Source organism: Porphyrobacter sp. SLTP, from assembly GCF_009905735.1.
GTDB lineage: Bacteria > Pseudomonadota > Alphaproteobacteria > Sphingomonadales > Sphingomonadaceae > Erythrobacter.
This window is the reverse complement of record NZ_JAAALE010000001.1, coordinates 180083-199807: the sequence shown is the minus strand read 5'-3', so window position 1 is coordinate 199807 and position 19725 is coordinate 180083. Positions and strand designations below refer to the sequence as shown.

Here is a 19725-nt window from a genome sequence, read left to right as displayed (position 1 = left end):
CCTGGTGCTTTTCACCAAGAGACGGAGGCACGGCTGCGCAGCCTTGGCTGCTGTGCGAAAAAAATCAGAAGCGCGTGTCAAACCCGATGCGGATCGTGCGCGGCTGGAGTGGCGTGATCTGTTCGCGCCCGGTGGTAAACGGCGTGCCGAGCGCGAAGCGATTGCCCTCGCTCCCCGCTAGGTTGGTGACCGAGAGCGTCAGCCCGGCATTCTCGCGCCCGAAGCGCAGGATCAGCCCGCTGTCGAGGTAATCGCCCTGCAATTCGCCCAGCTCCGGCCCGATCCCCAGCCGGGACTTGCCGACATAGCTGACCCAGCCATCCGCCTCGATCGCGGTGCCATTGTCGAAGGCCTGCCGCCAGGCGAGCCCCGCGCGGCCCGAAAAGCGCGCGATGTTGGGAATGCGGCTGAGGCGGGCGAGCGCGATCAACACCGGCTCATCCACATCGCTGTCATTGAGGGTCGCGCCGGCCTCGGCCCGCAGGCCGGGAGTGAGGCGGACGCTGCCCGAAACGCTCGCCGCCCAGATCGTGCCATTGCCGATGTTCGCGGTCGACGGCAGGCCGCCATCGTCGATGAAATCGGCCTGAATATCGCGCCAACGGGTGTAGGAAATGCTGGCCGCAAGGTCGAACGGCCCGCGACCGGGAAGGCCCCAGCCGCCGCCGAGCTCGATGGTGCGGGCGTAGTCGGAGCGGAACTGGCGCACGAAATCCCCAAAGACGGCCAGCCCCCCGGGACGGAAGCCCTCCTGATAGCGGAGATAGGCGCGGCCATCCTCCGCAATATCGACCAGCACCGAGGCGGACGGCAGATAGGCGGTCTCGCGCCGCTTGGCCGTGACCGCGCGTCCGGCGAGCGCGACTTGCAGCGCGACATTCTCGCCCTCACCGCCGATTTCGACATTGGTGACGCGCAGGCCCGCCGCCAGCGTCACCGCCGGGAACAGGCGATAGCTGGCCTCGCCATAGCCGGTGATTTCGAACACGGTGTTTTCGACCCCGGTTGCCGCTGTCGCAGGTTCCCCCGCCGGGCCGAGGGCGCGGGTCAGCGTGTTGCGGTTGTCGATCACGCTGGTGCCAAGCACCCAGCCGAATTGTTCGCCCACCGGCTGCCAGATCCGGGTTTCATTCGCGATCATGCGGGTTTCGTTGCGCTGGCGGAACAGACGCGGCGGGCCGCCAGGTTCGGTCGCATCATAACGCTCGGTCAGATCCTGCGCACCGATCCCGGTCGAGGATTTGATCCGCACCTCGCCGATCTGTCCGGTGACCACCAGCTGGCCTTGCCCATATTGCGCGCGGCTGCCTTCAGTGACCTGCGCCGAACTGACCAGCCGTGCGCCGCTGCGGTCGGCATACTGGCTGTCCTCCGCCTCGGTGTCCTGGCCCAGCACGATCACATCCGCGCTCCAGCCCGGCGCGATGTCGACCCGCAGCGCCGCGCGGCCCGACAGGATCGCGGTGCGATTGACATTGCTGCCGCCGATTTCAGGCTTGTCGATATAGCCGCCGAGCGATGCGAGATCGATATTGGCCCGCAAGGTCGCGGTCTCACCCACCAGCGGCAGGTTCATGGTCGCATGAAGATCGCCGCCGGGTTCGCCATTGGCAATCGCGCTGGCCCCGCCCGAGACGACAAGGCTGGTCTCCCCCGCCTCCGGCGCGCGCGGCACCAGCCGGATGATCCCGCCCAGCGAACCTGCACCATAGAGCGTGCCCTGCGGTCCTTCGAGGATTTCCACCCGCTCCATATCGGACAGGCGCAGGTCCGGGTCGGGCGCGTTGTAGCTGAGGCGCAGGTCGCCGAAATATTGGCCAACAGTGGCCTGCGTCGGCCCGGTAAAGCTCGAATCCGCGATCCCGCGAATGAAAAGCTTGTTGCGCCCGCTGCCGAGATAGGTCGAACTGACCGTGGCGGCGCGCTGCATGATCTTCTCGGTACCGCCGACCCCGCCGCGTTCGAGCACCGCGCCGTCGAGCAGCGTCACTTGCCCCGCGATTTCATCGAAGGTCAGATCGCGCTTGCTGGCGGTGACAATGATCGGCGCGCCTTCGGTCTCCGACGGGGGCGTGGTGCTGGCTGCGGGCGCCGCAACGCGCAGTGGACGCGGGCGCTGCATGACTGACGCACGGCGGGGCGGTGCCGCCACCAGCCGCCATGCCTTCGGCCCGACCTTGACCGCCTGCATCCCGCTCGCCCGCGCAAGCTTCCTCACCGCGCCTTCGGCATCCATCCGCCCTTTGATCCCGGCCACGCGTTGCCGCCCCAATGCGGGGTCAGCGATGACGATGCTGGCATCGGTTGCCCGTGCAATCGCAATCGCGGACTCGGCCACCGTGCCGGCCGGAATTGCCAGCTCGCGCGCCTGTGCAGCCAGCGGCGCAGGCGCGGCCAGCACAGCCACAACAGCAAGAGGGACGAAGGCTCTCACAGGATCACTCGGCCGCGATCACCCAGCCCTTGCCGCGCGGCGTGACCCGCACTCCGAGCAGCGCTTCGAGCGCGCGCGGATCGGCCCGCACCTGATCCAGCGCGATGCTCCCGGCAAGGCGAATGTCACTGGGGGCTGCGGTGAAGACAATGCCGGTGGCGCGGGTCAGTTCAGCCGCGATTTCGGCGAGGCTCGCCGCCTCGAAGCTGATCCGCCCGCGGGTCCATTCGCCAACCGCCTGCGGATCGATGGGCCCGACCCAATACCGCTCACCCGTCCGCACGGCCCGCTCGCCTGCATCGACCCTGAGCGCCTGCGCCTCGGGGTTCACGATCACCGCACCCTCGGCCACGGCGAGATCGAGCGCTTTGCCTGCCAGCCGCACATCGAACACCGTGCCTGCATCAACCAGCCGGTCGGCGCCCGCGGTCAGCACGAAAGGATCGGCGGCATCGTGGCGAATGGTGAACAGCGCCTGCCCGCCTTCGAGCCGGGCCGCGCGATCATCCAGCACCGCCAAGCGGCTTCCACCCCCCAATTCCACGGTGCTGCCATCGTCCAGCGCGATCAGCCGCGTCTCGCCCGGAGCGGTGGCGTAGAGCGTCTCGCCTTGCGGACCGAACCCGAATATAAAGCTCAGCGCCAGCACCAGCGAAGCGGCAATCGCCCCGCCCAGCCAAGCGCGGCGCGTGGTCATCCAGCCTTTCGGCGGGTTATCATTGGCGGCGAGGGTGAATTCGGTCTCGGGCATGATGTCCAGCGCGGCGTCCGCCTCATCCAGCGCGAATTGCACCGCGTCATAGGCGTCCGCGTGCTCAGCGTCCGCCTCAAGCCAGGCGGTAAAGCCGTCCCAATCGGCAAAGTCGGGCTCGCGCGTCAGCATAGCCCATGCGAGGGCCTGTTCGCGGATCGGCTGGTCAGGTCTCATCACACGGTTTCTCCTGCCAACAAGACGGAGCCGATCGCCTCATGCCTCATCGATCATCCCCCGCACAGCCACGATTTTGCTGTAAGCGCAGCGCAGATCGCTCTCGACCGTGCTGAGGCTGACCCCGAATTCATCGGCGAGCTGGCGCTGGGTGACGCCGTCGATCCGGTGGCGGCGGAACATGGCGGCGGCCCGGTCGCCCACTTCGGTCAAGGCCTGCTCGATCAGCGCGACATGCTGGCGCGCGGCGATGATGCGGGTCGCATCCGGCGCTGGCGCAATATTGTCGGTGAGGCCCGGCTGGGCTTCGGACCATGCCCGGTCACGCAAACTGCCCTGACGCTCGGCCCGGTAGCGGTCGATCATCAGCCGGTCGGCCGCGCGCATCATGTAGCCGATCCCGCTCGCAGCCACCGGATCGGGCGCCGCTGCCAGCCTGAGCCACAGCTCCTGCACCAGATCCTCCGCCGCATCCCCGGCTCCGCGCGCGCGCAGAAAGCGCAGCAAGCGCGTCCGGTTGGCGAGATAGGCCTGCTCGATCGGGGCGGTGGGGGCCATCGGGAGTCCGGACACGGTAGGGGCGAAGAGTGGTCGAAGCTTGTCCGCCCCGCGCCTGAACCCAGGGCGAACGCGGCTCTCTTAAGCGCAAATCTCCCGCCCGAACAGGCCATGCAGAAGCACGGCCTTGCCGCAGCCGCCCTCCACCGCAGCTTTGGGGCGGTTCGCGGACGTGGGCGCAGGTGGCTGATTTATGTGAGTGCCGCCAATCCGCCCGAGCCGCAGCATCGTGATTGCCTACTAACGGAGGACATTCCCATGGCAGATACCATCAATACCGGCGAAACCAGCGAACTGATTGCTTCGAACAAGGTCGAAGGCACGGCTGTCTACAATATGGGCGGCGAACGGCTCGGCACGGTGAACAACTTCATGGTCGACAAGCGTTCGGGCAAGGCTGAATATGCGGTGATGCAATTCGGCGGATTCCTCGGCATCGGCGCCGATTACTATCCGATCCCGTGGAAGATGCTGAACTACAGCACCGATCACGGCGGCTATGTGGTCGATCTCGACAAGGATCGGCTTCAGGATGCACCCCGCTACGCCGATAACGACGAACCGGATTACAATGCCGGTTACGGCCAGCAGGTCTATTCCTACTACGGCGTGACCTACTAAACCGATCCGATGGCCTCGCCCCCGTGGCGGGGCCATCACTCCACCGGATCAAGCGCTTCAGCGACTTCTTCGGTCTTGCGCTGCGGAAGCGCGATCATGCCGAGAATGAACAGCGCAAAGCACAGGCAGATTGCGTTGGGGATGATCAGCGTCCATTCGCCCTGGAGGACCCCGAACGTGGTCCAAGCCGCGAACGCCAGCGCCGTCAGCGCAAACATCGCGAGCGACAATCCCTTCGTGGATCTTTCGCGGATGATCTTCCAGGCCTGCGGGGTAAAGCTCGCCACCGATGCGCAGGCGCCGATAGTGCCAACAATCGTCACCCAGTCGACCGTCATGACATCCGCGCCTGTTCCAGACATCGTTGTACGCTCGCTTCCATGCCCAATGCTCCTGATGATCCGGCTGCAAGACAGACGGAAATGGAGCAATCGCCCATAACCTGGGTTCAAAACCCGCCGGAGCGTGCGACCGGCTCGCGCAACGGGGCGACGGCTTGCGCTAAGTCCGGTTGAAATGCAGGTAGTTGCTGTTGAACATCGCCACCTTTTTCAGGTGTTTGAGATCGACGATCTTCAGCTGCCGGTCTGACAGTTCGATCAATCCCTCGCGACGCATTTCCTGCAAAGTGCGATTGAGATGCACCGGGCTCAGCCCGTTGGCTTCGGCCAGATGGTTCTGCGTGATCGGCAGTTCAAACGTCAGCCCCGTCGCCAGCCCCACCGCCTGCAAGCGGTAGTAAAGCTCAACGAACAGGTGCGCGAGCCGCTCCAGCGCCGAGCGCTGCCCGATCGACAGAAGCCACTGGCGCTGGATGCCGGACGAGACCATTTCGTGCCACAGCAGCGCGCGGATCAGGTTCGGGCGCTGGTCGATCACCTCCTGAAACTGCTCAGGCTGAATTTCGTAGAACTGCACGCTCGTCAGCGCGCCGATCGAATGGTCGAGTTCTTGCAGAATATAGACGTTGAGATCGCAGAAATCGCCCGGTAGGAAAAAGCCGACGATCTGCCTGCGCCCATCCGGCAAGTCCTTGTAACGGCACGCCCAGCCCGACACCAGCAGGCGGACGACCGAGGGATTCTCCCCCTCACGCGCAATGTCGTTGCGCGCGTTGAGTCTGCGGATCGGGCCTGTCTCCAGCGCCGAAAGCGCCACGCGGTCGGCATGGTCGAGCGCCATGTAGCGGCTGAGCAGCCGGAACAGTGGTTCCGTCCCGGCATCGGTCATTGTGGCCATTATTGTTGGTCCCGACTCAAATCAGGCTGGAGCACCCAGCCCGCTTCAAAGCGAATACGCAATAAGGGACACTAACCCAAATCATCATTCTGGCGACGAAAGATGCGACCGAATGCCTTGGAAATCCGGCCTGTCGTATCGCTCGTCGCCGAGTTCTGCGACGATGGCGTCAGTAATTGCCGGGCGGATCGCTTGCGGGAAAGCTCTGATCGCTGGCTTCGTCCACGCCCGTCCACTTGCGGCCAGGGGAATCGCGCATCGCTTCGGGGCCGGAATCGCGGACATCATCGTGGGACTGGCGCGGCTGGTTGCCCGCATAGGCGGCATTGCCGTGGGCGTTGCTACGCTCACCCAGCTTGCGGGAAAGCGCATAGGCCGCGCCGCCAACAGCGAGCATCGTGAGAATCATTCGCATAGTATGCTCCTTTGCATGCGAACCATTCTCTGCTTCCGGGAGCCGTGTGTCCCTATCGTGCGTTAGCAGCCTCGCAGGTGCTTTTCCCCAGACCAACTTATGTTAATCCCGCGCACTGCCCTATCGCTTATGCCCCGCTCGAGAGGCGAGTTAATGCCGGATCTTCCACAACCGACTGCCGAAAGCCTGTTCAGCACCGTCTTCAAGGCGCTGCCCGATGCAGTGTGCGTCCTTGAACCGCTGGAGGTTGTAGAGGATCAGGAGAGCGACTGGCGTTATCTTTCGACCAACACTGCCTTTTGTAAGCTCTTCAAACTGGATGACCTCACCGGACAACGCCTGCGCGACCGGTTCCCCAGGCACGCGACCCAGTGGTCGGAACACTTCGCCCGCGCTCTCGCCAACTCGACGTCCGAGACGCTGGTTCAAGAAGGTTCAGATCAGCCGCTGGTCTATGAAATCGCACTCACCCCGATCGATCATGGCCAGCGCGGGGCGATCATGGTGCGGATCCGTGACATCACTAGCGAACACGTCGCCCGTGCCGGACGGCGCGAAGCCGATGCCCGCTACAAGCTGTTGTTCGATGCGATCGATGAAGGCTTCTGCATCATCGAAGTGGTCTTCGATGACGAGGGCAAGGGCGTCGATTATCGCTTCCTCGAAGCCAATGACGCTTTCGTCGGCCATACCGGACTGATCGACCCGATCGGCCGGACCATGCGCGCGATGCAGCCTGATATCGAAGATCACTGGCCGGCAACCTATGGTGCCATCGCCATGAGCGGGGTGGCCAAGCGGTTCGAGAGCGAATCCTCCGCCATGGGCCGCTGGTTCGACGTCTTCGCCTTCCCGATCGGCGAGCAGGCCCCCTATCAGGTCGGGATCCTGTTCGAGAACATCGGCCCCCGCAAGACGATGGAAATCGCGCTGCGTCACAGCGAAGGCCGCCTGCAATCCCTCATCGAGGCGACGTCCGATCTGATTTTCCGCATGAACCCGCAAGGCACGGAGATGGAGCAGGTCGGCGGCAGGGACCTGCTCGGCAATCGTGGCGCTCCGGGTAACTGGATCGAAGACTTCGTCCCTGAAAGTGACCGGGCGATGGTGGAAGCCGCGCTCGCCGAGGCGATCCGCAACCGTCAGCCGCTCAAGATCGAACACCGCGTGCTGACCGCTGACGGTATCCTCAGCTGGCTTTCCTCGCGCGCGATCCCGGTGCTGGGCGAAGATGGCGAGATCACCGAATGGTTCGGGATGGCCACCGACATCACCGCCCGCCGGCAGGTTGAACAGCAGCTATCCCACGGCGCAGAAATGCTGCGGGTGGCGAGCGAGATCGGCAAGGTGGGGTTGTGGGACTGGAATGTCGAAACCGGCGAATTGACCTGGTCGGACGAACATTTCCGCATGGAAGGGTACGAGCCGGGCGAGATCGTCCCGACCTATGAAATTTGGTCTGAACGTGTGCACCCGGATGATCGCAGCCCAACCGAGGCCAAGATCAGGGAAGCGATGGAAAGCGGCTGCGAATACGTCAACGAATATCGCGTATGCCATCCCACCGGTGAAGTTCGCTGGTTATCCGCGCGCGGTCGCTTCCTGTTTGACGATGACGGCAAGCCGGTGCGAATGCTCGGCGCGATGGTCGACACCACCCAGCGCCGCCGCGAGGAGGAATGGCAAAGGCTGCTCGTCGCCGAATTGCAGCACCGCGTGCGCAACCTGATCGGCATGGTCCGTTCGGTTGCCCGGCTGTCGGCGCCCAGCCATCGCAATGTCAGCGATTATGTCGATCACCTGATCGGTCGCCTGCAAGCGATGGGCCGGACTCAGAGCACCCTCACCCGCTCACCCGGCCGCAACGTCGATCTGGCCGAGCTCGTGCGCGAGGAATTGCTGGTCCACGCCGCTCAGCCGCATCAGTATCATCTGGACGGGCCACCCATCGCTCTGTCGCCCCATGCCGCCGAGATTGTCACACTCGCCGTGCATGAACTTGCAACCAACTCGATCAAATATGGCGCGCTCGGCGATACCGGGTATATTCGGATCGTGTGGACGACTCTGGAAAAGAATGGAAAGCCCTGGATGAACTTGCGCTGGCAGGAAACCTCCCCGCAGCGCAAGACGAAGTTCAACCGCAAGGGCTTTGGGCGGCGGCTGATCGAGGAACGCGTGCCCTACGAATTGCAGGGCGAAGGGCGCTTCGATATTCACGACACCGGAGTGCTGGCGCAGCTGGAGTTTCCGCTGACGGATTCCGGCAGCATTCTCGAGACCCGTTCCTGATTGGGGCGCTGCCATGACCGACAGAGTGCTCTCCGGGTGCCGCATCATCATCGTCGAAGATGATTACTACCAGGCCCATGATTGCAAGCAGATGCTCCAGCAAGCCGGTGCCAAGGTCGTCGCCGTCACCGCGATCGTGCCCGATCTGGCCAGTCTACTCGCCGAAGGGCCGATTGATGCGGCGCTGATCGACATCAATCTGGGCCATAGCCACACGTTCGATTTCGCGCGCGAGCTTCAGGCGCGGGCAATCCCGTTCGCATTTCTGACCGGTTATGACGCGGGGATGCTGCCCGATGATCTTGCCGCCAGCGTATGCATCAGCAAGCCGGCCGACCTTGACCGGGTGATCAGCGTCATCGCAAGACTGGCGACACGCGGGAGCTAGCGCAAGGTTCGGTGAGCGCAGTGATGCCACTGCGCTCACCATTTCCCTAATTGCGCGGGACAGTTAGGCCGCGATAGCCTTCAGCCGTTCCTGATCGCGCGGCGTCTGGGTGCGGGGCGCGAGATAGGCGCTGTCGAACCCGGCGACCTGTTGCAGGCTTCGCAGGTCATGAATGATCAACTGCTTTGATCGCAGCGTGATCAGTTGATCCTGACGCAACTGTTGCAGCTTGCGGTTGATGTGCACCGGGGTCAGGCCAAGCGCGTCGGCCAGATCGTCCTGCGTCAGCGGGAAGAACATCTGCTCATCCAGCTTGGGATCGACCAGCGAAAGCCGGTAATGCGCCTCGCAGATCAGATGCGCCATCCGCTCCAGCGCATCGCGGCGACCGACATTGACCACCCATGACGCCATCACGGCATTTTCCATGCTGCCATAGCTGCGCATCGCTTCACCCACCGCTGGGAAACGGTCGATCACGCGGCGCATATCGGCGTGGAGAATGTTCACGATGCGGCATGCGCTGAGGGTTATGACTTCCTCGATCGCGACGCCATCGGGCGACGAATCGAAGTAGAAGGCATCACCCGGCAGCAGCAAGCGCGTGATCTGCCGCGCTCCGTCGCGCAGGATCTGGTAGCGGGCGGCCCAACCGCTGAGCACGACCGGGAAGGACACCATCTCGTCACCATCGCGCGAGAGGTACTTCTTGGCCGCGATATCCTTGGGCTGTCGGCATAATTCTTCAACGGCAGCCAGCTCCTCATCCGAGAGTACGGCCGCGTGCGTCAGGCGTTGTAAAAAAGCATTGGACACTGGCGTCCTCCTTGGGAGTGTTGCGTCATATGCAATATCCCTGAATAGCCGTTTCTTCTCTCACTCAAAAGTTACGTCGGGGGTCGAATTGCGTTCGGCTCACCGGAAAAAAGCGGCACACTGACTTAAACAACCACCTTGATCGGTAAACTGGGCGAAGCAAAGTCCCTCAACGTTGCCTTTCTGGCTACCATGGAACAATGCGGTTTGGCCCATCTGGTTCCTTGATGCCTGAAAACAGGGACGACGGTCTGTCACGGCTCGGCGGGCGAAGGCCGGAAATGGCAACGCAATCGCCGTTGGGGCGCCCTAATTTGCACGAGTCCAATTTAGGTTAGAGCGTGCCGTGCGTGGGCTGGGCAGAGACCATGGCACCAGAAGGTCCCGATCCTTCCGGTCATCGGATGACCCGGGCTGCGTTCGGCTTTCTTTTTGGCCCGGTCATTGCCCCAATATACTCCCCGCCCAGCGATGGGCGGGGTTTTTTGTGGGCTTCGCATCCACACCTTGAGGGAACCGCAAGGGTCGGCAATACCGGGTTGCTATACCCGGTTAGTGTTCGGCTCCCTTGCCCACGCCATGCCCGCGGCTCCCGCCCCTCCCGCGGGACCAATGGCAGTCACCTATTCATGTCCTATCACGAATTCCTGCTGTTCGCGGGACTCGCCATTCTGGCCGCATTCTGGTTGCCACGGTTCGTCTCTGGCCGCGAGCCTGCCGCATCGGCCTTGCTGATCCTTGCCGGCTTCATTTGCGCGCTGGCGATCGATGAGGCGCCGCCGCTGTTCACGCCCATCAGCCACCCACAATGGTGGGAGACGATGAGCGAAATGGCCGTGATCGTCGCGCTGTTTGCCACGGGCATGCGGCTTGACGTGGTGCGTCCCTTTGCGCGCTGGCGGGTGACGTGGCGGCTGCTGGCGGTGGCGATGCCGCTGACCATCGGCGCGATGGTGCTGGCAGGCATGGCCGTCGGCCTGCCGCTGGCGAGCGCGCTGCTGCTGGGCGCTGTGCTTGCGCCCACCGACCCGGTGCTGGCAGGCGATTTACAGGTCGGCCCGCCAACCGAAGGCGGCGAGCATCCCGTGCGCTTCGCCCTCACCACCGAAGCCGGGTTGAATGACGGGCTGGCCTTCCCCTTCGTCTACCTCGCCATTGCAGCGCTGGGCGGGATTTCCGGCACCGAAGCGTTCAACTGGCTCAGCTATGACGTCGCCTACCGGATCGCAGCGGGTGCGGTCAGCGGTGGCCTGACGGGTTGGCTGCTGGGGCAAGTGGTGTTCCGCTGGCCGATGGGCAATATCCTCGCCGAGACCGGATCGGGCGTGCTCGCGCTGGCGGGCGTGCTGGTGTGCTACGGTGCGGCCGAGTTCATCCACGGCTATGGCTTTGTCGCCTGCTTCGTGGGCGGGATGGCGTTCCGCCGGGTCGAGGCCAAGCACAGCTTCCACAGCAATCTCCACCTCTTCAACCTCGCCATCGAACACGCGCTGACGGCGGTTTTGCTGCTGATGACGGGGGCGGCGCTCGGCACCTATGCGGCGTGGGTGGAGTGGAAACACGTCGCTATCGCGGCGAGCCTCATCTTCCTTGTTCGCCCACTTAGCGGGTGGGTAGCACTCGCCGGATCGGGCCTGCCGCCGCGCGAACGCTTTGTCACCGCCGCCTTTGGCGTGCGCGGGATCGGGAGCCTCTACTACCTCGCCTTTGCCGCAAGCGCGGCGCCTTTGGCGGGGCTGACCGACCTGTGGCTGATCGTGCTGCTGGCGATTGCGCTGTCCGCACTGGTCCACGGCCTCAGCGCCGCCCCTGTGCTCGCAGGCATCCGCGCCGATACCGCATCAGAACCACAACGAAGACCCCGGCACGAACCGGAGCAGGCGCAATGACGCTGCCGCAGCCCCTCGCCCTGCTGCTGGATTTCGATGGCACGCTGGTGCCGATCGTCGCCACGCCCGATGCCATCGCGGTTGGAGACGATCTGCGCGCCTTGATCGCCGAGGCGATGGCACGGCTGGACGGGCGGGTGGCGATCATATCCGGCCGCTCGCTCGAACAGCTTGATGCGCTGTGGGGCGAGAGCCTGAGCGGCGTTACCGTCGCCGCCAGCCACGGGCTCGAATTGCGCAGCGACGGCCTGCTGAGCGTGCCCGAGCACTCTGCGCTGTTCGCCCGCCTGGCGCGCGAGACCCACAAGCGCTTCGGCGCGCAGCAGGGCGTGGTGATCGAACTCAAGAGCTTCGGCCTCGGCCTCCACTACCGGCTGGCGCCGACACTGCGCGAGGCGGTGCATGAGTGGGCCAAGGAATGCGCGGAGGATCATCGCCTTGCGATCCAGCCCGGCGACATGGTGTTTGAACTGCTTTTGCCCGGTGCGAACAAGGGGGAGGCCGTGCGCCAGATCATGGACCGGCGGCGATTTGCGGGGAGCTCACCCGTCTATATCGGTGACGACCTGACCGATATTCCGGCCATCATCGCCGCACGCAAGTTGGGCGGGCGCGGGATTGCGGTGGGTCAGAAGATCGCCGCCCACGCCGATGACGTGCTTGCTGGCCCAGCCGAAGTGATCAGCCACATCCGCAAATTGCTGGCGTAACCGGGCCTCGGCCAGATTTACCACATAGGCCATTTTTTGGCTGGCCCGGTTCGGGCAAGGGTCGCAAGGTCGCTGGATTTCGCGGACAAGCTCCGCCCCGGCTTTACCCCTGCAAGGTCGCACCCGGTGCGGCCCTGCTCCACAACGGAGGGTCGCCGATGCCTCGCCTGATTGCCATTTCCAACCGCGTGCAAACCGAAACCGAAGGCGAGACCGCCAATCGTGGTGGGCTGGCCGTCGCACTGGCGGCAGGTCTCCGCGCCAGCAACGGTATCTGGTTCGGCTGGTCGGGTGAGCAGACCGACGAATTCACCGGCCAGATCACCTTCCGCCGCGCCAACGGAGTCGCCACGGCGACCATCGACCTCGAAGCGCAGGACATCGAGGAATATTACAACGGCTTTGCCAATCGCACCTTGTGGCCGCTCTTCCACTACCGGCTCGACCTGACCGAAATCGCGCGCGATTTTGCCGGCGGCTATGCGCGGGTGAACCACCGCTTTGCCGAAACCGTCGGCCCGCTGATCGAGCCGGACGATCTGGTCTGGGTGCATGACTATCACCTCCTGCCGCTTGGCCAGCAGCTGCGCGAGCGCGGTTTTCGCAACCGGATCGGCTTCTTCCTCCACATCCCCTGGCCGCCGCCAAGCCTGCTGATATCGCTGCCCGATCACCGCGAGCTGGTCGAAAGCCTGCTCGATTACGATGTGGTCGGCTTCCAGTCGGACGAGTGGCGGCAGGCGTTCATGGACTATGTCACCGCCCATCTCGATGCCGAGATTGACGGCGAGATCGTCAGCTTCGGTGAGCGGCGCACGCGAATGCTCGTCTGCCCGATCGGGCTGGACACCGCCGACTTCTGTAGCGCCGCCCACACCTTGGCCGCCAAGCAGGCGCAGACCCAGCTGATGGTGAGCGCGGTCGGGCGCGACATGATTGTGGGGGTCGACAGGCTCGATTATTCCAAGGGGTTGCAGGAGCGCTTCATCGCCTACCAGCAGTTCCTCACCAACCACCCCGAATTGCGCGAAAAGGTGTCGCTGCTGCAGATCGCGCCGCCATCACGCGGGGATGTGCCGAGTTATCAGCAGATCCGCGCCGAACTGAACGCGCTGTCAGGCAGCATCAATGGCGAGTTCGCGACAATCGACTGGGTGCCGATCCGTTACGTCAATCACGGCTACTCGCGTGAGAAGCTGTTCGGCATCTACCGCGCGGCGCGGGTCGGGTTGGTCACGCCCTTGCGGGACGGGATGAATCTGGTCGCCAAGGAATATGTCGCAGCCCAGGATCCCGCCGATCCCGGCGTGCTGGTGCTGTCACGCTTTGCCGGGGCCGCCGCGCAGCTTGAAGGCGCGGTGATCGTCAATCCGCACAGCAGCGAGGACATGGCCGATGGCATCGCCCGGGCGCTTTCAATGCCGCTCGCCGAGCGGCAGGAGCGGCACAAGGCGATGTTCGATTGCATCGTCAAGCAGGACGTTCACTGGTGGTCGAAGACCTTCCTGGCCGCGCTGGAAGAAGCCGGGCCAAAGCCCGCCGCGCGCTTGGTGCACAAAGCCGTCAACGCCGACTGAACACAAGCAAACAAAACCCCGTGCGGCGCACCGCCACACGGGGTTTGCATTGTCGGAACGATGGTCTCGTTACGGCGTGGGTTTGGCTTGGCCACCCGCCATCGCTGTACCCGGCTGCGGGGTGTTCTTTTCGAGCCAGTCATGATGCTTCTGGACGGTCGGGATCGCGCCTTGGGCAAACTGGCGCAGCTCCGCAATCTCGCCTTCACCGCCATAGGCCTTGAGCAAGGTCAGCGCCTCGCGGTGCGCGGTCATTTGCTGGCTCAGATATTCGCGGTCAAAGGCGGCGCCCTGAAGGCTCTGAAGAATATCGACTTTGGCCTGATGATCGGCATCGAGATTGATCGGCAGTGCCAGCGTCTGGCCCGAACTTCCCACCGCATCCTCAAGCGTCTCCAGCGCCTTCGAGTGGTCGGTGACCATCATTTGCGCAAAATCCCGCACTGACCCGGCTTCGGCCTTGTCCAGCGCGATGTTGGCAGCGGCGATTTCATAAAGGTTCGACATGGCGGCGGCCTGCACGAAGGCCAGCGACGTGGGGGCTTCTTCGGTCAAGGCGCTGTCGGCATCGTTTTGCGCTTCGCCAACACCGCTGGCAGCCATGTTTGCGTCAGAGCCGGGGCTGTCACAGGCCGTTGCCAGCAGGCTGGCGGCGATCAGCAATGGGATACGCATGCTCCATCCTTTCACATCAGCCGCGCACGCGGCGGGAGGCTGCCACTGATAGGACGGGAGACAGCCGGGCGAACTCACATAAGCCAATGACCCGGTTTAACGCTTTGCGTGCGTCGGCGGCGCGCAAATCCTTGCCGAGTATAGGGAACACGGACGGAAGGTGGCCCAAGAGAGGCACGGGAGAGAAACGTGACGGAAAGGTGCCATGCACAAGCCAGCCCCGACCAGTTCCTGTGAAAATCCTGCCTCCGGCTTCACCGATGAAATGACCGCATCGCTCCCGGCGCTGCGGCGCTTTGCGCAGTCGCTATGCCGTCAGCGCGATATGGCTGACGATCTGGTGCAGGAGACCATGGTTCGCGCCTGGTCATCGCGTCATACCTTCCAGCCGGGCAGCAAGTTCCGTCCGTGGGTGTTCACGATCCTGCGCAACCAGTTCTACAGCACCGCGCGCAAGCGCAGCCGGTTGACCCCGTGGGATCCTGAGGCAGCGGAGCGGATTCTGATCCAGCAACCCAATCAGGAAGAAGGGCTCCATCTCCACGATATCGAGGTGGCTCTGGGACAATTGCCCAACACGCAGCGCGAGATGCTGATGCTGATCGCGGGGGCGGGGATGAGTTACGAGGAAGCGGCCATCGCGACCGATTGCAAGATCGGCACCGTCAAGAGCCGGATCAATCGCGGGCGCGCGGCGATCCGGGCAATCATCGACGGCGCGGATGCCTTGCCCGAGGCCTAAACATGGGCGGGCCTGTCCACTGGACAGGCCCGCACACAGACGGCGCCGCGGATGTGCCTCACAATCAGCGCCGTCTGAAGCCCAAAGGCTTTACTGGGGAAGGTTGTCGGCCTTTTCCTCAAGCGCGTCAGCCTTGGCTTCGGTGGTGTCGCGCACGGCGTCAGCCTTGTTCTCAAGGTTCTGCTCGGCGGTCGAATCCACCCCGTCGACCGTCTTGTCGAGCGTGTCGGCACGGTCTTCCATCTGATCGGCGGTCTGTTCGCCCGCTTCGCGGACGTCTTCGGCCTGGGCTTCGAGTGCTTCTTCCTGCTTGCTCTCCGCACAGGCGGCAAGCGCGAGGGCCGATGCGCCGAGCGCAGCGATGGTAATGATCTTCTTCATGTGACGTGCTCCTTTGTTCAACGCACGGAACCGCGGCGAACGAGATTGACGATGGCGAGCAGGATCAGCGCGCCAAGGAAGGACACCAGCAATGCGCTGATATCGAATGCGCCCGAAGTGATCGGCGCAACGCCGAGCAAGGGCGAGATCAGGAACCCGGCAAGCAACGCGCCGACAATGCCGACCACGATGTTGAGGAGAATGCCCTGCTGCGCGTTGGTCCGCATCACGATGCTGGCGAGCCAGCCGAGAATGCCGCCGACGATTATGACAATTATTAGGTTCATTCGTTGTCTCCTGGCCGAGGAATGTTCCGGTCCGGCACCTTGACGCTGCCAGGCAGCGATGCGCGGAACGGCCTCGACGCGGCCCTGACTGACAGGTCGGCGACTATTCACCATCACCTATGTTGTGCTCCCAGTGTGGGTGCGACTCAGGCTTGCAGAGGGCCAATCGCGCCGGATCGCGGGCCATGTCCGCGCCTCCAGGCTCGCCCCAGAGCGGGACCATCGGTAAATCTGCCGGCGCAATACCCCGGAAAGCCGCGATTGTTGCGCAATCGGGCAAACGGGTGCGGGATATATCACTTGACGAAACTACCGGCTCTCCTGATGATCCCGATACGGCAGAACGGTCTGCCCGCAGGCCGACCGCAGCTTTCAGCACGCAATGTGTGGGCGCCGGATGATCGTACGGGCACGCCGAAGTCGCCCGGCCTCAATGGGCTAAGCGGCAATCCAGGGCGGAACGACCGGTGCGACAGATGCCGGACCACTTGCCAGGGAAAGACAAGAGGCGGCGGAGGGATCGCGCCGGGCCTGTGCGGAGTTCGTTCTCTGCGGTGCTCGACTGACCCTTTCGTAAAGGTGCAGTGGGGATGGGTGAATGGCCAGGACGGACAACCTTCAAGGCGCGCAAGACAATTGGATCGGGTGCCTGACGTATCAGAGCACCGCGACCAAGATTCCGGACGCAACCGAGCTGCAATCGCTCGCCCGGCAAGCCCGCGCGCGCAATCGCAGCGTCGGCGTCACGGGGATGCTGTTGTTCGAAGAAGGCCGGTTTCTCCAGACCCTTGAAGGCCCGCCCGAAGGGTTGGAGGCCATCTGGTCCTCGGTTGCCCGCGATCAGCGCCACAGCGAAATCGAAGTGCTGAGCAAGCACATGGCCCCGGCCCGGTTGTTCACCGGCTGGGACATGTTCCTGAGCAGCAATGTCAGCCGCATTCCCGATCCGGTCGGCGGCCAATTCGACCTGCCGCCAGCCGTGGCCGATCATGTTCGCAAGGCCGTGCAGATGTCGCTGGATGGCGACGATATAGGCCTCAATGCGTTGATGGCAGCGCTCGCCGAACAGGGTTGGACGAGCGATGCTGTGCTCAGCCTGCTAATTGAGCCTGCGGCCCGCGCGCTCGGCGATGCCTGGCTCGCCGATGATTGCACCGAGCTCGAACTGACAATCGCCATCAGTATGTTGCAGATGGCAGGCCACGCTGTGCGGTATGAAACGGCCCAGCAGGGTATCCGCAGCAGCCGTTACAGCATCCTCCTGGCTACCGCGCCGGGGGAGCCGCACATGCTTGGCACGGCGCTGCTGGCCGACCAGTTCACCGATGCAGGCTGGCAGGTGGAGATGGCTTTCCCCGATACCGAGGAAGCCTTGCTCAACCAGCTCGGCGCGCAAAAGCCCGATGCGATCGACATCGGTCTGTCCGATGCCCTGTTCCGCCAGCAATCGCTCGAACGTCTGCGCAGCGCGGTCGAACACAGCCGGCTTGTTCCGGCTAACCACCCCACGGTGGTGTCGGTGGGCGGCCGCCTGTTTGCCGAGGCAGCCGCGACCGCTGCCTCGGTCGGCGCGGATCATGCGCGCATGACGGTGGCGGGTGCCAGCATCCGCATGGCCGAACTGGTGCGCAAGAGCCGCCGCGAAAACAGCCGCCGAGGCCGTTAGAGCGGTTTCCGCTCTAGGCCGCAGCGCTGGCCAAGCGCATCAGGTTCTGTACCGCCAGCGGGCCCATTTGGCGCATCTGCTGAAGCACCGCCACCCGCGCACTATCGCTGCGATCCACACTGGCGGCGATCTTGCCGAAACCGTCGAGCCGGCTCTGGCGGATCCACGTCCCCAGCCGGTCATCCCCGAACCACGCGCCCTGGTTCATCAGGTTGACGCTGTTGGTGGTGCAATAGCTGGTCAGATCATGCGGGAACGGCACCGTGCGGCACAGCGCGTTCTTGGTCGCATCATCGGGATAATGCGCTTCGACAAAAGCGATCAGCGCTGCCGAGAAACACGGCTGCGGCACCCGCACCAATTGCGGCACGATCCGGTCGCTCTGAAAGATCGGCACCGGCGGCCGCACCTCGACCGCCGAGGCGGTGCAATCAATGTAGAGCGCATCCGCCGCCGCCGGTTCGCTGCCTTCGTCCAGTTCAATCGCCGCGGCCGTGATCGCCTTCACGCGGCCCTTGCGCACGACATTGGTGACCCGGCGCAATTGCTCGACCTCGCCTGCCGAGATCGTGGCGTAGTGGAACATGGTGGGCGTCACGTCAGGATCGATCCGCAGCATCATGCCCGCCGCTTCCAGCCGCGCGAACACGTCGTCCGGCGAAGTGCCTTCCGCAAAGGCCTGCATCTGCGCCAGCTGCCCGCCGAACACCGCGTCGAAGAACTCCACGCCGGGCTGGGTGCAATTGCGGTTGATCAGCCAGCTTTCGCGCGGCTTGACCCACTGGATCGCGTCCGGCGGCGTGCCCATCGCGAGCAGCCAGCCGACCGCATCCATCGCGGTCTTGCCCGCTCCCAGCACAACGAAGCGCGACGGTCGCTCCGGCTTGCGCCACAGGCGCAGCAGCTCGCCGGGGGGCACCAGTTGCACGCCCTCCCCAACGGTAAAGCGCGGGGTGTGGTTGGCGGGAATGGTCGGGCTGTTATAGGCAGCGTCCACCGTCTTGCGGCGCACCGTCACCTGCGTTTCCGCGCCCGACATCACCGAGACGACGCGGCCGTCCCCGCGATATTCGCTCATCGGCAGATAGGTGACCTGCCCCGACGGCAGCAGCCGCTGGCGCATGACCTTGTCGTAATAGCCGCTGACCTCCGCGCCCGACGCCAGTTCATAGAGGCCGGCATTCGCGCCGTGAGTGTCCTTGCGGTTCTCCCCCAAGGGGAGCGAATTGACCCCATAGAACGCCGAGGGCTGGTGCAGCGCGACAAAGCCATATGCGTCGTTCCAGTGCCCGCCGGGCTTGGCCTGCCGGTCGACAATGGTGACAAGCGCATCGGTCTCAGCGATGATCGTATCGGCAAAGGCCATGCCGACCGCTCCGCCGCCGATGATCAGATAGTCGGTTTCGATGGTGGTCATGGCGTGCCCCTGCTTGCAATCTATTTACACTGTAAATTTACACCGTAAGATTGAGGAGTCAAGCGCCCTTCGCTATGCTCGCCACTGATACGGAGAACCCCCTTGTCCCGCGCGCTTACCGATGATGACCTCGCCCGCTTTCAGGCCCAGCTCTGCGATGTGGCCGAGGTGATGTTTGCCGAGCGCGGGGCAGAGCAGGTTTCGATGCGGCAGATCGCCGCCGCGCTCGGGGTGAGCCCGATGACGCCCTATCGCTACTTCGCCAGCCGGGACGATATTCTCGCGGCCGTGCGCATCCGCGGCTTCGAGCGCTTCGCCGATCAGCTGGAGGCCGCCTATGCCGCAACCCCCGGCGCCGCTGCCAAGGCCGCAGCGGCCGGGCGCGCCTATCTCGATTTCGCGCTGAGCAACGCCAACACCTATCGCCTGATGTTCGAACAGCATCAGCAGGAGGACGGGAGCGACAGCGCGCTGGGCCGCGCTGTTGCGCGGGCGCGGGCGACGCTGTCGGTCTATGGCGACGGGCTGATCGGCAGCGGCATGGCGGAAACCGAAGCGCGCGCGCTGGAACTGCTGATCTGGTCGACCTTGCACGGCGCGGTCACTCTGGAACTGGCCGGCACGACGCCGCCCGGCTCAGCCCGGCAAACGCTGGAATGGCTCGGCAGGCTCGGGATGCGCGCCTGACGC

The 19725-nt window shown here is 64.2% G+C and carries 20 protein-coding genes; 9 read left to right on the top strand and 11 right to left on the bottom strand.

The genetic code is table 11. The features are described 5' to 3' along the window. Positions 1–64: 64 nt before the first annotated feature. The 3 genes from GVM20_RS00830 to GVM20_RS00820 are packed head-to-tail and all read right to left on the bottom strand — an operon-like array spanning position 65 to position 3920. Positions 65–2407: a TonB-dependent receptor gene (locus GVM20_RS00830; RefSeq protein WP_353653082.1), complete on the bottom strand. Its 2343-nt coding sequence runs from the start codon at positions 2405–2407 to the stop codon at positions 65–67. Positions 2408–2438: 31 nt separating this feature from the next. Beyond that, positions 2439–3362: a FecR family protein gene (locus GVM20_RS00825; protein ID WP_234031794.1), complete on the bottom strand. Its 924-nt coding sequence runs from the start codon at positions 3360–3362 to the stop codon at positions 2439–2441. Between the two features lie 39 nt (positions 3363–3401). Next, positions 3402–3920: a sigma-70 family RNA polymerase sigma factor gene (locus GVM20_RS00820; RefSeq protein ID WP_166545405.1), complete on the bottom strand. Its 519-nt coding sequence runs from the start codon at positions 3918–3920 to the stop codon at positions 3402–3404. A gap of 258 nt (positions 3921–4178) precedes the next feature. Here GVM20_RS00820 and GVM20_RS00815 point away from each other — a divergent pair, with 258 nt between their 5' ends. After that, complete coding sequence (locus tag GVM20_RS00815; RefSeq protein ID WP_166545404.1) at positions 4179–4541, top strand: PRC-barrel domain-containing protein; 363 nt, start codon at positions 4179–4181, stop codon at positions 4539–4541. A 35-nt stretch (positions 4542–4576) separates the two neighbouring features. Here GVM20_RS00815 and GVM20_RS00810 read toward each other — a convergent pair whose 3' ends face one another. The 3 genes from GVM20_RS00810 to GVM20_RS16235 form a co-directional block, all read right to left on the bottom strand. Beyond that, complete coding sequence (locus GVM20_RS00810) at positions 4577–4879, bottom strand: SemiSWEET family sugar transporter (protein WP_166545403.1); 303 nt, start codon at positions 4877–4879, stop codon at positions 4577–4579. Positions 4880–5042: 163 nt separating this feature from the next. Then, entirely contained in the window at positions 5043–5780 is a 738-nt protein-coding gene (locus GVM20_RS00805) for a Crp/Fnr family transcriptional regulator (RefSeq protein WP_166545402.1), read from the bottom strand. A 169-nt stretch (positions 5781–5949) separates the two neighbouring features. After that, complete coding sequence (locus GVM20_RS16235) at positions 5950–6195, bottom strand: hypothetical protein (protein WP_234031775.1); 246 nt, start codon at positions 6193–6195, stop codon at positions 5950–5952. 153 nt (positions 6196–6348) lie between these two features. Between GVM20_RS16235 and GVM20_RS00795 the strand changes: the two genes are divergently transcribed. Beyond that, on the top strand, positions 6349–8487 hold the full coding sequence (locus GVM20_RS00795) for a PAS domain-containing protein (RefSeq protein WP_166545401.1): 2139 nt from the start codon (positions 6349–6351) through the stop codon (positions 8485–8487). A gap of 13 nt (positions 8488–8500) precedes the next feature. Beyond that, a complete protein-coding gene (locus GVM20_RS00790; RefSeq protein WP_166545400.1) occupies positions 8501–8875 on the top strand; it encodes a response regulator in 375 nt (124 codons plus the stop codon). A gap of 63 nt (positions 8876–8938) precedes the next feature. Here GVM20_RS00790 and GVM20_RS16490 read toward each other — a convergent pair whose 3' ends face one another. Then, positions 8939–9691: a Crp/Fnr family transcriptional regulator gene (locus GVM20_RS16490; RefSeq protein WP_166545399.1), complete on the bottom strand. Its 753-nt coding sequence runs from the start codon at positions 9689–9691 to the stop codon at positions 8939–8941. 629 nt (positions 9692–10320) lie between these two features. Between GVM20_RS16490 and GVM20_RS00780 the strand changes: the two genes are divergently transcribed. The 3 genes from GVM20_RS00780 to GVM20_RS00770 all read left to right on the top strand — a co-directional run bounded on the left by GVM20_RS00780 (position 10321) and on the right by GVM20_RS00770 (position 13867). Then, a complete protein-coding gene (locus GVM20_RS00780; RefSeq protein ID WP_166545398.1) occupies positions 10321–11580 on the top strand; it encodes a cation:proton antiporter in 1260 nt (419 codons plus the stop codon). Beyond that, complete coding sequence (gene otsB, locus GVM20_RS00775) at positions 11577–12290, top strand: trehalose-phosphatase (RefSeq protein WP_166545397.1); 714 nt, start codon at positions 11577–11579, stop codon at positions 12288–12290. The genes GVM20_RS00780 and otsB overlap by 4 nt, the downstream gene beginning before the upstream one ends. Before the next feature lie 158 nt (positions 12291–12448). After that, the gene (locus tag GVM20_RS00770) at positions 12449–13867 is read left to right on the top strand and encodes an alpha,alpha-trehalose-phosphate synthase (UDP-forming) (RefSeq protein WP_166545396.1); all 1419 of its coding nucleotides are present in this window, start codon (positions 12449–12451) and stop codon (positions 13865–13867) included. A gap of 69 nt (positions 13868–13936) precedes the next feature. On the opposite strand, the gene GVM20_RS00765 is transcribed toward GVM20_RS00770, so the two are convergent. Continuing rightward, positions 13937–14542 (bottom strand): DUF4142 domain-containing protein, encoded by a 606-nt coding sequence (locus GVM20_RS00765; protein WP_166545395.1) that lies wholly within the window; start codon positions 14540–14542, stop codon positions 13937–13939. A gap of 205 nt (positions 14543–14747) precedes the next feature. On the opposite strand from GVM20_RS00765, the gene GVM20_RS00760 reads away from it, so the two are divergent. Continuing rightward, positions 14748–15284, top strand: a complete 537-nt coding sequence (locus tag GVM20_RS00760) for a sigma-70 family RNA polymerase sigma factor (RefSeq protein WP_166545394.1) — start codon at positions 14748–14750, stop codon at positions 15282–15284. A gap of 90 nt (positions 15285–15374) precedes the next feature. On the opposite strand, the gene GVM20_RS00755 is transcribed toward GVM20_RS00760, so the two are convergent. Together GVM20_RS00755 and GVM20_RS00750 are read right to left on the bottom strand one after the other, a co-directional pair. Next, entirely contained in the window at positions 15375–15665 is a 291-nt protein-coding gene (locus GVM20_RS00755; protein WP_166545393.1) for a hypothetical protein, read from the bottom strand. A 17-nt stretch (positions 15666–15682) separates the two neighbouring features. Next, on the bottom strand, positions 15683–15952 hold the full coding sequence (locus GVM20_RS00750) for a GlsB/YeaQ/YmgE family stress response membrane protein (protein WP_166545392.1): 270 nt from the start codon (positions 15950–15952) through the stop codon (positions 15683–15685). Positions 15953–16550: 598 nt separating this feature from the next. Between GVM20_RS00750 and GVM20_RS00745 the strand changes: the two genes are divergently transcribed. Beyond that, entirely contained in the window at positions 16551–17618 is a 1068-nt protein-coding gene (locus GVM20_RS00745; protein ID WP_166545391.1) for a BLUF domain-containing protein, read from the top strand. A gap of 13 nt (positions 17619–17631) precedes the next feature. Here GVM20_RS00745 and GVM20_RS00740 read toward each other — a convergent pair whose 3' ends face one another. Beyond that, positions 17632–19035, bottom strand: coding sequence for an NAD(P)-binding protein (locus tag GVM20_RS00740; RefSeq protein WP_166545390.1), 1404 nt, complete (start codon positions 19033–19035; stop codon positions 17632–17634). 102 nt (positions 19036–19137) lie between these two features. Here GVM20_RS00740 and GVM20_RS00735 point away from each other — a divergent pair, with 102 nt between their 5' ends. Beyond that, entirely contained in the window at positions 19138–19722 is a 585-nt protein-coding gene (locus GVM20_RS00735) for a TetR/AcrR family transcriptional regulator (protein ID WP_166545389.1), read from the top strand. The last annotated feature ends 3 nt before the right edge of the window (positions 19723–19725 follow it).